This is a genomic window from Vibrio sp. Vb2131 (assembly GCF_033338535.1).
Taxonomy (GTDB): domain Bacteria; phylum Pseudomonadota; class Gammaproteobacteria; order Enterobacterales; family Vibrionaceae; genus Vibrio; species Vibrio alginolyticus.
This window is the reverse complement of record NZ_JAWOSW010000008.1, coordinates 114078-128381: the sequence shown is the minus strand read 5'-3', so window position 1 is coordinate 128381 and position 14304 is coordinate 114078. Positions and strand designations below refer to the sequence as shown.

Genomic DNA, 14304 nt, shown 5'->3' with positions numbered 1-14304 from the left:
TATAAGATGCGGCTTAAATCAACGTTATTGGTCTTGTTTGCAGTATCATCGTCGCCAAACGCTTTGACTTTAGAAGAGTCAGTTACGTTATCTCTCGATAGCTCCCCCAGTTTGCTTGCTCGCTATTCTCGCTATGAGTCGATGGTACGAGACCGAAATGCCATAAATGGTTCATTTCTTCCTCAGGTTAATTTGTATGCAGCAGCAGGGTACGAAGGTACTCGATATAACAACGGAAACTACATCGACAGTGAAGATAGAACATTAGAAAGAACGGAGATGGGCGTAAGAATCTCCCAACTGTTATTTGATGGATTTAAAACAAGTGCTGATGTTGATCGCCTATCTTACGAGGCTGAAGCTGAACGCTTGGACTTATTGGCATCTGCGGAAAATGTTGCATTAGATACTGTCAGAGCGTATGTGGATGTTTTACATGCCCGAGAGTTGATGAAACTGACAGAAAGAAACCTAAATGAACACCAAGAGATCTACCGTTTCATTCTAGATAAAAAAGAAAAAGGTTTAACCAGCAACTCCGACTTAGCGCAGGTTTCTTCGCGTGTCGCGACAACACAGTCCTCATTGATTGCCGCCCAAAACAATCTTTCCGATGCTAGAACAAGATTTGTACGTTTGGTTGGTCGAGCGCCGCAAAACTTAGTTGAACCTGTTTACCCGCAGGAGTTGCTTCCGAATAAGCTTGACGAAGCACTCAAACAAGCGGTTAGGTTGCACCCATCCATACAGTCAGCGATGAAAGATTTAGAGGCGGCTCGACATGAAGTAAAAAGAGAAAAGGGGGATTACTACCCAGAGCTCAAGCTTGAGCTGTCAGCCAACAAAACAGACAACGTGGATAATATTGAAGGCATTAACGAAGATGCAAAGGTTATGCTGACGGTCAACTACGATCTTTTTAACGGCTTTTCTACAGACTCCCGAGTGGAGTCATCTGCCTGGCGAGTAGAGGAGGCGAGGGCTATTCGAGCAAATGCAGAACTAGATGCGAATGAAGGTGTAAGGCTGGCATGGGACGCACATACATTGCTTCAACAGCAAATGGAGTTTTTAAAAGTCAACGTTGATGCGGCGAAAGTAACTGAATTAGGGTACATCCAGCAGTTCAATGTAGGGCGACGCAGTTTGTTAGATGTATTAGATGCCAAAGTTGAAACGTTTGTTGCGAGACGGAACTACACCCGAACAAAGTACGATCATTTGGTTGCCACTTACCGTTTATTCAACTCGATGGGGATTCTGACTTATGCGTTGCGAGTTGAGTATCCAGAGAACTGGAAGGAGAACAATAATGGATAAATTCGCAGTGACGAGTCTTCTAGTTTTCATGTTAGCAGGCTGTGCTGAATCACCGAATACGACGTTGACCACTTACCAGTACAACGACCTTAAAGACAATGATAGTGATGGCGTGATAAACCAACGAGATAACTGCGCAGATACGCCAAAAGGTGTGGTTGTTGACAGTGAAGGCTGTGCGAATTGGGTCAACGACTCGCAGACACACCTGATCAGCTTTTTCTTTGCGATGGATGAGCATCAGGTAACGCCATCTCATGATATGCCGCTAAGCGAGTTGAAAGCACTGCTTCAGAGTAACCCAAATGCGCAAGTCATACTGATAGGAGACACAAGCCCTGAAGCGTCACTCGAATACAACAAAGCGTTGGCAAAGAAAAGGACGGCAGCTATACGAGAATTGCTAGTGAGAAACGGCATTCAAGATAATCGAATTGAAGAGCAAGAGTTTTATCAGAATACGGCATTGACGGTACAACTAAAAAAACGGGAAAGGCGCACAATTGCTGTTGTAAACACGAAAGCTGAAAGTACTGAACAAGCGTGGACTATATTTAGTTCGGACAGCGAGTTGACACCTAATTCGAAGTTGGAGCTGAATTATGAAAATTAAAGTCTTGCCTTTCCTTGCTCTAACTTCATGTTTGATTTCACCGCTGGCATTTGCTGACTCTGAGGCTCGAACATCGATTTTTGTCGAACCAGAGATACTAGAAACGATAGAAACATTGATAGATGAGCCAAGTGTAAATGTAGCGCTTGCATCTCAGTCTGGTGGTTTTAACGACATGCTAAATGACGGAGCCTCTATTGCGATCACATCTAAGAAATGGTCAGATGAAAACATCTCCCGATTTCAACGAGAAAGAGGCCACAGGCCTACACGTTTGTTTTTAATGGCAAACGCTATTGTCGTAATCAATAGTCAAAAGAGTACGGTAGATAGTGTTTCCGTTAGTGAATTGAAACGCTGTGATGCAAATACGTATGCTTTCGGGGAGATGCGTTTAAGTAACCCAGATGTGAGCTCTAATGGTTGTCAATCATCGATTCAAATGCTTGATGAAGACCGATTGAAACGCGCTTTAAGTGACGACTTTTCAGCCAAAGCTTATATGCAATACTCCGATTTTAAATACTCAGAACAGTGGTCGAGCTACAAGGCTCTCTCTGTTCATCATAACGATGACTCATGCTCTTTGAGCACAGATTGCATCTATTCTCTTCGCTATCCATTTTCCGTGGTCTATTACGTTTATATAAATAAACAATTCGACACCAATCAGAAAATCACAAAATCAAAACTATTTGAACTCCTTACAACCGACAACAATACACAACAGGTACGAAATGCTGGGTTTATTCCACTACCAAAAGCGCTTATTAAAATAAATAGGGTGAAGTTAGGGCTAGATGAGCCAGTTGTTTTAAACGGGTATAAATAAACTTCATACGCCTAACTATGTGGGCTTGAGTGAACGTACCGCTCTAGGAAGTTTTGCCTTGCTGCTCATTTATCTTTGGTTAACCTTTGGTCAATTGAGTTGGTTGTAAGTGGTTTTGTTGGTAATTTTTCTATTATTGTGGCAAGTTCACTTAAAATCACTTAAGTGCATTTAAGTTATGACACAAGAAGAAAGACTCGTAGCACTCAGAGCGAAGCTGGAGCAGCAAAACAAAGTAACGTTGTCTGAAGTTTGTGAGTACTTTGGTATCTCGCGAGATTCAGCTCGCCGAGACTTAGTTAAGTTGAGTCAGCAACCTGGGTTACAAAGAATACGAGGTGGTGTCATGCTTGCGCCGATCTCTTCCCATACCGAGGCATACGCGAGTCGACCCGTGAGTGACGTTAAACATCGACTAGCTCAAGCTGCCGCAGCGTTGTTGGATGAGCGCGACCATCTTGTTATTGATACCAGCACCATTTTGTCTCTGCTCCCACTCTATGCAGGAAAAGCGCGTTGTGGAGAAAACAAGCTCAACGTTGTCACTAACAGCATTGATGTGCTGACCGCTGCTGAGACAAACGACACAATGGACGTTCATTTCTTAGGCGGACACTTTGACCCTTATGCCAGAGCAGTTTTAGGGGCGCAAGCAGAGCAGCAAATGCAGCATTATCACGTGAACAAAGCGTTCATTGGCGTGTGTGCATTGTCATCCCGAGGGCTGACAACAAATAGTTTGTTAGAAGCAACATTGAAACAAGCGATGATTGCTCAAGCTCAGCAGGTCATCGTCGTTTGTGAATCCCGAAAAATTGGTAGCGACAATTTCCACCACGTATGTGATTTGTCAAAGATCGACATCATTATTACCGATCATCCCCCTCAATCAGATTTTCAACAACTCCTCGATCACAATGATATTGAATGTATTGTTGTGTCACCGAAATAAGGAATCTTAGAATGGCTTACGATCCCGTAAAAACCGCTGTGATTGGTTACGGATATTCAGCAAAAACGTTTCATTTACCCTTCATTAAAGCGCTACCAAATTTAACGCTGAGCGCGATAAGCTCGCGTCAACAGGAGGCGGTTCAAAATGATTGGCCAGATGCTAAGTGGTTTTCTGATGCGAATACTTTACTCGATGATAGTGATGTAGAGCTCGTAATCATTACTGCGCCAAATGACGTACATTACGAACTTGCAAAGCGTGCGTTGAACAATGGGAAACACGTCATCGTCGAGAAACCGTTTGTTACTCGTATAGAAGACGGTAATGAACTTATCGCCTTGGCGGAAGAGAAAGGTCTGGTGCTGAGCGTTTTTCACAATAGACGTTGGGATGGAGATTTTCTCACGGTTAAATCTCTTATCGAACAAGGTAAGTTAGGTGATATAAAGCTATTCGAGTCACACTTTGACCGTTACCGCCCTGAAGTTCGTCAACGCTGGCGAGAGCTAGCCCAAGATGGTGGTGGTATTCTATTCGACCTTGCTCCTCATCTTCTCGATCAAGCATTGGTGTTGTTTGGCTTGCCAGATGCGATAGACGCACAATGTCGAATGATGCGCCCGGGTGCGACAACGATTGATTATTACAACTTGATACTTCATTACCCTGAGCATATTGTGCACTTGCATTCAAACTTGTATAGCCCAGAGCCGAATCTCCGCTACAAAGTATTGGGTACGGAAGCTAAATATGAAAAGTTCGGATTAGATCCTCAAGAGGGCTACTTAAAAGAAGGCCGTTTGCCGGAAAACGATGCTTGGTCGGAAGAAGATGAGGCGTTATACGGCGTCCGTTACGACGAAGACGGTGCGCAAACTATCAAAACGGAGAGAGGCGCGTACCAAGCTTACTTTGTTGGTGTGGCAGACGCCATTCGTTTGGGCACTGATAACCCGGTTCCTGCCGCTCAAGCAGTACAGAATATCGCTCTGATTGAGATGGCATTGGAAAGCAGTAAAACGGGTAAAACGATTCAGGTGAAACCATGAGTTTGACGCTTGAACTCGTGGCCCTGCAAGAGCATGAACTTCAGTTGGCCGAATTTAATCACCATATTGCGTGGTCTATCGGCCTCGCTCTAAAAGAAGAGGCTGAAGCTCGCGGCGCGGCTGTTGCTATTGAGGTTTACGGCTTTGGACAAACGCTATTTCAGTACGCGATGGCAGGAACCTGTGCTGATCATTTAGATTGGGTCCGTAGGAAGCGAAACTCAGTATTATGGTATGGCCACAGCTCTTACTATCTTTCTCTGTACAACAAGCAAAAGCAACGTGATTTCGAAAATCAGCCTCATCTCGATGCTCGTGAGTACTGCGCTCATGGTGGCGCGTTCCCAATTCGGCTTTCTGGGTCTGGTTTGGTTGGGGTTGTGACGGTATCGGGTTTACCGCAGTTAGATGATCATCAGCTAGTTGTGGATATATTAAAAACGATGACAGAGACAAAACCCTCTTAAACGCCAAATATGAAAGTAGCACGGTTTCTTTATCGTGCTACTGAATTCTCTTTTTAGCTCATAAAGTGTTCTTTAATGTGAGCAAATATTAACATTGATCCCAACTTACTACCTGAAAATCAAATCAATTTCATATAACCTATACGCTCATTCATATAGAAAGCCTTCAAAGTTGGCCATTGGCAATGTCTTTTAGAAGAAAAGAAAAACTCAATCTTAGAAATCTTATTGTCACCCTATGTGTGTTCAGTGTGCTTGTCACTTTGATCAACGCATTCTACTCGATTTATCGTGTTCAAAGGGATCTCATCATCAATAACACGTTAGAATCAAACCGTGTTTACGCCCAAAAAATGTCTGAAATGACAGACTCTTTCATAGAAAGCTCAATGTCGCAGCTAAAATACAGTGCGAACGTGCTAAAAGACAAGATGCATGACGCTCAGCTTCTTGATAAAGAGGCTGAGAGATTAAGAACGCAAACCAAATCATTTAACTCTGTGGTTGTCGTTAATGCAAAAGGGGTTATTATTTCTGTATCCCCTGAAACACTTCAGGTGAAAGGTGTAAGGTTAGTGGGTGAAAGAAAACGCCAGTCTTTAAACGCTCAAGCACCGGTTGTTACTGAACCATTTATATCGCCAGCTGGAAATTACTTGTTAACCATCTCATACCCTATATTTTCTCAATCTAATGAATATTTAGGTTATATCGGCGGCACTATTTATCTAGAAAAAGAAAATATTCTTGCAGAGTTACTCAGCCAGCACGCATACAAAGATGGTTCTTTCCTTTACGTTGTCGATGAGAGTAACACTCTGATTTATCACCCAGATCAGTCGAGAGTTGGTGAAGTAATCGACGATAATGAGGCAATCAAAGTGGTGACGATGGGGCAGAGCGGTAACAAAGAAATTGTTAACTCTCGCGGCGTCGAAATGCTTGCTGGTTATGCACCAGTAAAGTCATCAGGATGGGGAATTGTTGCTCAGCGCCCGAAATCGATGACGTTATCTGTGCTAGATGAACAGATGTGGAATGTTTTCCTCAAGTCGATTCCAATTGGTTTATTAACTTTGTTACTAATTTGGTTCTTGTCCCTTCTTATTTCTAGACCACTTTGGCAGTTAGCGGGTGCTGTGCGAGGTGTCGAAGAACATTCATCATCTATCGATGATCTCAAACTGGTTAAGTCTTGGTATTTTGAGGTCTCACATTTGAAGCTTAGCTTTCTTAAAGCATTTGGTATCGTGTCAAAAACCATTGATAAGCTGCAACTGGATACATTAACAGATTCGATGACTGGATTATTGAATCGACGTGGATTAGATAAAGTTCTTGGTTTGTTTAAGCAGGAAAATACCGCGTTCTCTGTTTTGGCGCTAGATATTGACCACTTTAAGAGCGTAAACGATAACTATGGCCATGACGTGGGTGACAACTTACTTAGAGAGTTTGCGCAGTTAATGAAAGACCAAGCTCGCTCTAATGATCACCTGTGTCGTTCTGGCGGTGAAGAGTTTATGATGTTTTTGGAAAAAACAGACGTAAACCACGCTATGGATGTTGCAGAGCGTATTAGACACAATGTGGAACAACATGACTTTCAGGTGGTTGGTAAGGTCACGGTTTCGTTGGGCGTTTCTCACTGGAAAGGCAATGACACACCAATTGAAGCGGTAATGAAAGACGCCGATAATGCACTTTATAAAGCGAAACATAATGGAAGAAATAGAACGGAGTTGGGTGACGACGCACAATAGATATTGCGCTTTATGCTGAACATAAAACGAGCCAGTGACTAACCTTTGCTGTTAATCGCTGGCGTAACCGCTACCAATTGCGCGAAACGGCAAGTTCAGCTCTAATTCTGGAATTTGTTTACCCACCCAAGCTGGAAATGTATTGCTATTTGGCCCTGGAAACAGCGTATATTCTTCAGCCCAAGGGTATTGGTTAATAACACTTTGTATTTTAGGGATAAGCTGGCGGGCCTTTTCACCTTGTATGGAGAGGATCTTTTCTGGTTTTGCACCATACCAATATCGATCTGGCGTCCCAGTTTGGTACTGATATAGAGCGGGTTGTCCGCGATTCACTCTCCAGCCGACTACTTCATACACTGTATATTCGTTCGCATTTTCAGGCTTTATTGCAAACCATGTATGAACGGCAAACCAGCCTCGCCAACCAAACGCATCTGCGGCATAAAACTCAATCACAGCATGCTTAACATTAGAAGGATCGGGTGCGATACCCGCAGGTTCTCTGCTTGCGGTACGCCAATCTCCTTGAGTGCATCCACCCAGCATAACCGCGATTGACATGAACCCAATTTTTACAAGGTGAGTAAAGTTGAGAGGGTCTTTCATTTATTGCTCCTAGACCAACCGATGCTGGTAACGCTCTATTGATTTTAGCTATAAAAACGTGGCAAGTCTGATTGTTGAAATCCTCTCCTTATTAAAAGAGAGAGGGAAGTTAGTGCCATAATTCCAGTTCATACGTAATAATAAGGTAAGCCGATTTGTAACATGTGGCATAGACGGTGCCGTATTTCTCGAACGATTCGTCTAGTTGCGTATGAAAAAGTAAGAGGTTGTATGTGTTCCTTACACGGTCACATGAATTAAAAGCATTAAAAAACAGAGGTTTACAGTGGATTTTGACTGGTTGAGTGAGTTTGGGACCCTCACATTGTCTCACATTTGCTTGTTTTGGGCGGAATTTTCATCGCTCATCTTTTTGCGCGTTTAGAGTCAGCGTTCAGCTATGGCACAATAGGCGCTCACAGAACAAGTGCTGTTTGGTCATGCAAATAGCAGAAAAATAACTAGAAATAGAATAATTAATGTTTAAATCAAAAAGTATACTCGCATTAAGCATGTTCGCATTTGGCTGTTTTGCCAATCAAGATAGCGAACCAACGTCCGTTGTGCTGAACTATGGTGACTCCTCCATCAGTACTGATATTCAAGCCAATCGAAAATTTCATGTTGTCCGAGACAATGAAAGTGAGCACGTAGAATTTTCCGGCGGAATCACAAAGGAGTATTCCGATTATATTGTGAATATTCATATCATAAGAAAAAGCAATATACGCAGATCAAGCCGAGAGCTGAATACAACCGTATTGATGAACAGTGATCAGATTGGGAAGCCTTTAGTGATTGGCATTGAAAATGATGAGTTCACTAGTATCACTTTGCGTTAATGCTTAGTATTTATTGAATAGGAATGAGGAAATTGATGCTCTCAATACGCTGCTATCGCACCGAGGATGCCCCAACACTGTGGGCACTCTTTTACCATACTGTGCGAATCATTAATCGTCGCGATTATACGGAATCACAAGTTTCCGCTTGGGCACCATCAGATTTTGACCTCGATGTGTGGCAACGAAAAATGGACGATATTCAACCATACGTCGCGGAGATAGAAGGGCAGGTCGTTGGCTATTGTGATTTGCAAGGTGACGGCTTGATTGATCATTTCTTTTGCCATCATGAATACCAAGGACAAGGTGTTGGTCGTGATTTGATGTCTTTTCTTTGTTCACAGGCGAAAGTACAGGGGATAAAACGAATGTATTCTGAAGTGAGTATTACCGCCCGACCTTTTTACGAGAAAATGGGTTTCACAGTTAAGTCTCGACAACGTGTTGAGGTTAGGGGAGAAACCTTAACTAACTTTATGATGGAAAAGTATATTTAACTTAAATCATGAGCATTTAGTGAGCTTGAACACAGATATAAAATGTTTTCCAATGTGAAAACGAGTTCATTGATCTCGCACCAACGTTTTGTTTGAAAACAGTGTACATAATCTTCTCTGGAACGCCATTACCGCATTTCGTCTCTGAAGGCTTAAAAACAGTCTGAAAGTTTTGGTTTTGCGGCGGGTAATAGCGTTCCAAACGCCAAATGTGTCTGGCTAACCATCTCAGGAAGAGAAGTAGTACTATGCGCCCTTATCTCAAATACGTTGTTCCAACATTGATACCATTGCTTGTTTGGTTGATGCCTCTCTCTGCGTTCCCATTTGATGGCATTACTATCGTCCAGCAAAGAGTGATTGCAATCTTCTTGCTTGCCGCACTTTGCTGGGTATTCGAGCCAATTCCAATCTACGCCACTTCGGTTGTGATCATTGTCCTAGAGCTATTGCTTGTATCAAATAAAGGTATTGTGCTCTTTCGTTTGCAAGAAGGGCAGCCACATTTTGGTGAGCTATTACAATACAACGAGATAATGGCGACCTTCGCTAGTCCGATTATCATGCTCTTCCTCGGCGGTTTCTTTTTGGCTATGGCGGCGACAAAGTACAGGTTAGATGTCAACTTAGCCCGAGTGTTACTCAAACCATTTGGACAAAAACCAAAGTTCGTTATGCTGGGGTTGATGCTGATCACCGCTGTTTTTTCCATGTTTATGTCAAACACCGCAACAACAGCGATGATGTTGTCCATTTTAACCCCTGTGATAGCGGTTTTCGGGCCTAAAGACCCAGGTCGAATTGCATTCGCTTTGTGTATTCCTGTTGCGGCCAACATTGGTGGCATTGGTACTCCAATCGGCACGCCACCGAATGCCATCGCCCTAAAATATTTGGTTGGTGACAACTTAATTACGTTTGGTGAATGGATGGTATTTGGTGTGCCATTCGTTATTGTGATGATGGCGTTAGCCTGGTTTCTGATTGGCTTTTTGTATAAAGCCGAACAAACCACCATCGATCTGAACATTAAAAGCAAGTTTTTGAAAACACCCAAAGCAATAATGGTTTACGTCACCTTTGCCGGCACGATTATTCTTTGGTTGATGGGTTCTGCACATGGAATGAATTCTTACACAGTAGCATTAATTCCGGTCGCAGTGTTCTCATTGACGGGCATCATTAACAAAGAAGACTTGAAGAAAATCTCTTGGGATGTGCTTTGGTTGGTGTCAGGCGGTATTGCTCTGGGCCTTGCTCTAGATAAAACCGGGCTTGCGAAGCTGGTGGTACACAGCATTCCGTTTGATCAGTTCTCGCCATATGTTGTCTTGTTTGGTGCGGCTTTCTTGTGCTTGTTAATGGCAAACTTTATGTCGCATACAGCCACCGCAAACTTGCTGATGCCGATTATGGCTGCGTTAGGTACCTCTATGGCTTCGTTAACGCCTCTCGGCGGTGAAGTTACTCTGATCTTGGTCGTGACATTTGCCGCTTCACTCGGTATGTCGTTACCAATCAGTACGCCACCAAACGCGTTAGCTCATGCAACAGGGCATGTCGAGAGCGGCCAAATGGCTCGTATCGGTGCCGTGCTAGGCGTGATTGGCGTATTACTCAGCTTTGTGATGGTGTGGATTTTACATACTGTTGGGCATATTGGATAACCCATGTACGAAACGAAGTTAGACGCGTTAGTACAACGCTACTTTAATCACCTTGAACGCCGATTAACGGTTCTATCCGGGTCGGTGCTTATTGAGCAAGCTGGCTACAACGATCGCTTGTACTATGTGCTGTCGGGAGAACTTGCGGGCTATTACGCGGAAGATGACAAGAAACCGATTCAGGTATTTTCTGCGTCTCAAGGTGCGTTTATTGGCGTACATAGTTTCTTTTCTGGTACGTGGACTGCCTCTTCGACAGTGATTGCTCAAACAGATGTTGAATTGGCTTGGATACAGCGTGATACGCCTGCCGTGGAAGAGGCGACATACGGACCATTGACGACACAATTTATGCCTGTGATGGTTAACGAATTATCTCGTCGTCAACGGCGCGCAATGCAAGAGGCATTGGCTAAAGAAAAAGCACTACAAAAGCTTCATACCGCAGAGCAAATGACAACGTTGGGGCAGCTTGCAGCGGGTATTGCTCATGAGTTGAACAATGCGATAGGCGTTGTAAGTAGTAAATCAGAACGGCTAGAGACAGTTATCATGGAACTGCTTGAAGAAGTTCATCCGGAAGCGAGTCAATTTTTTGATTTTGGTTTAATGCAAGGGCAGAAAGTCTCTTCTAGCGAAGCGAGAAAGCGGGGGCGCCACTTCGAAAAATACTACGGTTTAACCAAGGAGGTTGCTCGTGATCTTGCTCGTGCCGTTCCAAATAATTTCCTTTCGGAACATTGGCTAAAAAGACCAGAAGAAGCGATACGTTTCTGGCAAATGGGGCGAGATCTCCATGACTTACGCATCGCTTCTAAACATACCGTTGGCATTGTGCGATCCTTAAAACAATTGGGGCGCACGGATATCGACTTGGATGAAGCGATTAACATCAATGATTCAATCAATCGCGCCTTGGCTCTATTGCAAAGTGACTTAAGACGAGTGAGTGTTCGTTTTAGCCCTGCGGATTTACCTGCTTTTATTGGTTCTCAAACCGAACTCGTCCAAGTTTGGGTAAATATATTAAAGAATGCGTGCGATGCACTTGGTGAAACGGAGAAACCCGGTATCGAAATACATACTCGGGAGAGTAAGGGTAAAATTTTGGTCACGATTGCTAACAATGGACCAGAAATTGATGAAGCGACACGTAGAAAAATTTTCCGGCCAAACTTCACCACTAAAAAGGGGGGATTGTCGTTTGGTTTAGGGTTAGGTCTGTCGATTGTGAAGCGCATTATCGCCGGATATAACGGCTCTATTGTGGTAAAGAGCGACAGTGAAAAAACGATTTTTAGAATCAAGTTACCAGTAGAGGGTGAACATGGAGAAGCTTAATGTAATTTGCGTTGATGACCAACGAGAGGTACTAAGCGCGGTTCTACAAGATTTAGAGCCGTTAAATCAATGGTTGAATGTCGAAGACTGCGAATCAGCAGGTGAGGCTCTAGAACTGATGGATGAATTTGATGCAGAAGGCGAGATGATCGCATTGATTATTTCCGATCATGTGATGCCAGGTAAAACGGGAGTAGAACTGCTGACCGATGTATCAAAAGACGGTCGTTTTGGCTTTACGAGGAAAGTGCTTCTTACCGGGCAAGCGACGCACACCGATACGATTAATGCGATCAACTCCGCAGGCATTGACCGCTACTTTGAAAAACCATGGCAAGCAAGCCAATTAATAGAGTGTGTTAGAAACTTGGTGACCCAATATATCTTTGATGTGGGCTTAGATTACACTCAGTATCACGAGCATTTAGATCAGAGTGTGGTGTTTGAACGCCTACGTTAATAGGGGGCATTAAGCTTTGTTTTCGTCACGGCCAGTTAGTGTCTGAAATCTATAGTGAATAGTTCAGCATGTTTAACGTGGCCGTGCGGAATATTGCTCTAGTATGCTTAACTCAACGAATAGCGGCTTGCACTGGCAACAGAAAGTGGCTTAGAGAACCAATAACCTTGCAGATAATCGACGCCCATTTCGGTAAAAAATTCACACATTTTGGCGTCTTCAATTCCCTCAATCACTACTTCAATATTATTTTCCTGGCACATAGTGATAAGAAACTTCAGATATTCTTGTGAAGAGCGGTTGGTTAGTGTTTTCCACGCCATCGACCTATCAATTTTGATTTGTGTCATCGGGAGGTCGAAGAAGCTATTTAATGAACTGTAACCAGATCCAAAGTCATCCAGAGAGAGTGCAAATCCTAGTTCCCTGAGGGTATTCAGAGGGGCAATGGCTGTCTGATTATTATCCAAAATAAATGTTTCTGTTAGTTCCAACACAATAGACTCAGGATCGACACCAATCTCATCCGCCATGGCTTTAATTCGCGCAGGGAATTCACTATTCATTAACTGAAGTACAGAAACATTCACGTTTACACGAACTTGGTTTTGGTAACGCTCACGGTAGTTTTTGATAAATTCACACGCTTTGGCAAAGACTTGATATCCGAGCTCGACAATCAAACCTTTGTTCTCTGCGACGGGGATGAATTCGTCTGGATAAATTTCGCCAAACTCTTTGCTACGCCAGCGAACCAGAGATTCGAAGCTCACTACTTTTGAGCTTTTGGCGTCAATAATTGGCTGAAACTTAACGCTTAATGTCTGTTTTTCTAGTGCACTTTTTAGACCTTGTTCAATAAAGAAATAACGGTCTACGGCATGCTGAGTTTTCTCACTGTAAACCGCAACACGGTCTTTATTCTGCTCGCTTGCGTACTGACAAGTTCGTGCTGCTTTACGTAATATTTCCTCTGCTGAGTGACTTGGATCTATGCAAGGATACAAACCAATACTAATGTTACTTCCTAAGTATTGGCCCTCTTCAATCACTGCCTCGTGGTAGGTTTCCTTTAAACTTTCGGCGTAACTTTGCAGCGTTTCTACCGAGCATTCATCGTGAATCAAAATCGCAAAGTCATCATCATGTACGCGATATACAGAACTATTTGGAGAAGGTAGGTGACTGAGAGTTTGTAGCAATTTTTCCACTAACCCATCGACCAACTCGCTGCCATATTGATTTAAGTAAGATTTAATCTCTTCTATCTGAATGTAACAGATAGATGCACAAGAATCAGTGGCTCGCACACTATCTTCAATATCCAGCAAGAGATGGGCGCGATTAGCCATACCTGACGCATTGTCATGAAATGCGACTTGATGAATGTAGCTTTCCATCAGCTTGCGTTCAGAAATATCACGGTGGCTACCAACCATATAATGACCATGTTCTGTTTCTTTGGTCATGGCTACGCCTTCAATCCAGACGTACTGTCCATTGGGTTTACGCACGCGGTAGGTCGTTGTGACCCTCGTGTTGTTGGTAATGATGTGAGCATCGACCCGAGTGGAGAGTCTTTCTCGATCGAGAGGGTGAACAAGGTCTAACCATTGCTCTAAGCTGATTCGACCAGCGTTGATACCAAGCTGCTCATAAAAGCCCTTGTTATAAAATACCATGGTGCCAAACTCATCCATGTAAAAGAGGCCTTCGTTAAATACATCGAAGATATGAATGAATCGTTCTTCGACGATTTTTAGGAACTCTCGGTCACTATCTGAGACTTGTTGGTCAAATAGGGTGGTCAAGATATTTCCTCCTCGAGCCTTTTAGCATCAGAGATGAGTGTTGGGGTTGATAACATAGAGTTGATCTGCTGGCGT

14 protein-coding genes are annotated in these 14304 nt (G+C 43.3%); 12 read left to right on the top strand and 2 right to left on the bottom strand.

Annotation, left to right across the window (positions count from 1 at the left end; genetic code table 11):
* Positions 1–6: 6 nt before the first annotated feature.
* From R7E38_RS11155 to R7E38_RS11125, 7 genes are all read left to right on the top strand, one after another.
* Complete coding sequence (locus R7E38_RS11155) at positions 7–1320, top strand: TolC family outer membrane protein (protein ID WP_005377756.1); 1314 nt, start codon at positions 7–9, stop codon at positions 1318–1320.
* Complete coding sequence (locus tag R7E38_RS11150) at positions 1313–1933, top strand: OmpA family protein (RefSeq protein WP_053303115.1); 621 nt, start codon at positions 1313–1315, stop codon at positions 1931–1933. Before R7E38_RS11155 ends, R7E38_RS11150 begins: the two co-directional genes overlap by 8 nt.
* Complete coding sequence (locus R7E38_RS11145) at positions 1923–2765, top strand: phosphate ABC transporter substrate-binding protein (RefSeq protein WP_226083634.1); 843 nt, start codon at positions 1923–1925, stop codon at positions 2763–2765. Before R7E38_RS11150 ends, R7E38_RS11145 begins: the two co-directional genes overlap by 11 nt.
* Before the next feature lie 178 nt (positions 2766–2943).
* Positions 2944–3717 (top strand): DeoR/GlpR family DNA-binding transcription regulator, encoded by a 774-nt coding sequence (locus R7E38_RS11140; RefSeq protein WP_226083633.1) that lies wholly within the window; start codon positions 2944–2946, stop codon positions 3715–3717.
* An 11-nt stretch (positions 3718–3728) separates the two neighbouring features.
* On the top strand, positions 3729–4769 hold the full coding sequence (locus tag R7E38_RS11135) for an oxidoreductase (RefSeq protein ID WP_226083632.1): 1041 nt from the start codon (positions 3729–3731) through the stop codon (positions 4767–4769).
* On the top strand, positions 4766–5236 hold the full coding sequence (locus tag R7E38_RS11130; RefSeq protein WP_318081786.1) for a heme-degrading domain-containing protein: 471 nt from the start codon (positions 4766–4768) through the stop codon (positions 5234–5236). The genes R7E38_RS11135 and R7E38_RS11130 overlap by 4 nt, the downstream gene beginning before the upstream one ends.
* A gap of 185 nt (positions 5237–5421) precedes the next feature.
* On the top strand, positions 5422–6999 hold the full coding sequence (locus R7E38_RS11125; RefSeq protein WP_213891655.1) for a sensor domain-containing diguanylate cyclase: 1578 nt from the start codon (positions 5422–5424) through the stop codon (positions 6997–6999).
* Positions 7000–7050: 51 nt separating this feature from the next.
* Here the strand turns inward: R7E38_RS11125 and R7E38_RS11120 are convergent, their stop codons facing one another.
* Positions 7051–7608 carry a DUF3750 domain-containing protein gene (locus R7E38_RS11120; RefSeq protein WP_042522865.1) on the bottom strand — a complete coding sequence of 186 codons (558 nt, stop codon included), beginning with the start codon at positions 7606–7608 and terminating at the stop codon, positions 7051–7053.
* A 479-nt stretch (positions 7609–8087) separates the two neighbouring features.
* Between R7E38_RS11120 and R7E38_RS11115 the strand changes: the two genes are divergently transcribed.
* The 5 genes from R7E38_RS11115 to R7E38_RS11095 all read left to right on the top strand — a co-directional run bounded on the left by R7E38_RS11115 (position 8088) and on the right by R7E38_RS11095 (position 12418).
* On the top strand, positions 8088–8450 hold the full coding sequence (locus tag R7E38_RS11115; RefSeq protein WP_017634013.1) for a hypothetical protein: 363 nt from the start codon (positions 8088–8090) through the stop codon (positions 8448–8450).
* Positions 8451–8485: 35 nt separating this feature from the next.
* Positions 8486–8950, top strand: coding sequence for a GNAT family N-acetyltransferase (locus R7E38_RS11110; RefSeq protein ID WP_222712230.1), 465 nt, complete (start codon positions 8486–8488; stop codon positions 8948–8950).
* Positions 8951–9198: 248 nt separating this feature from the next.
* Complete coding sequence (locus tag R7E38_RS11105) at positions 9199–10617, top strand: SLC13 family permease (RefSeq protein ID WP_017634015.1); 1419 nt, start codon at positions 9199–9201, stop codon at positions 10615–10617.
* A 3-nt stretch (positions 10618–10620) separates the two neighbouring features.
* Entirely contained in the window at positions 10621–11958 is a 1338-nt protein-coding gene (locus R7E38_RS11100; protein WP_226083631.1) for an ATP-binding protein, read from the top strand.
* Complete coding sequence (locus R7E38_RS11095; protein WP_005377744.1) at positions 11945–12418, top strand: response regulator; 474 nt, start codon at positions 11945–11947, stop codon at positions 12416–12418. The genes R7E38_RS11100 and R7E38_RS11095 overlap by 14 nt, the downstream gene beginning before the upstream one ends.
* Before the next feature lie 107 nt (positions 12419–12525).
* On the opposite strand, the gene R7E38_RS11090 is transcribed toward R7E38_RS11095, so the two are convergent.
* A complete protein-coding gene (locus R7E38_RS11090) occupies positions 12526–14229 on the bottom strand; it encodes a putative bifunctional diguanylate cyclase/phosphodiesterase (RefSeq protein ID WP_226083630.1) in 1704 nt (567 codons plus the stop codon).
* Positions 14230–14304 lie beyond the last annotated feature (75 nt).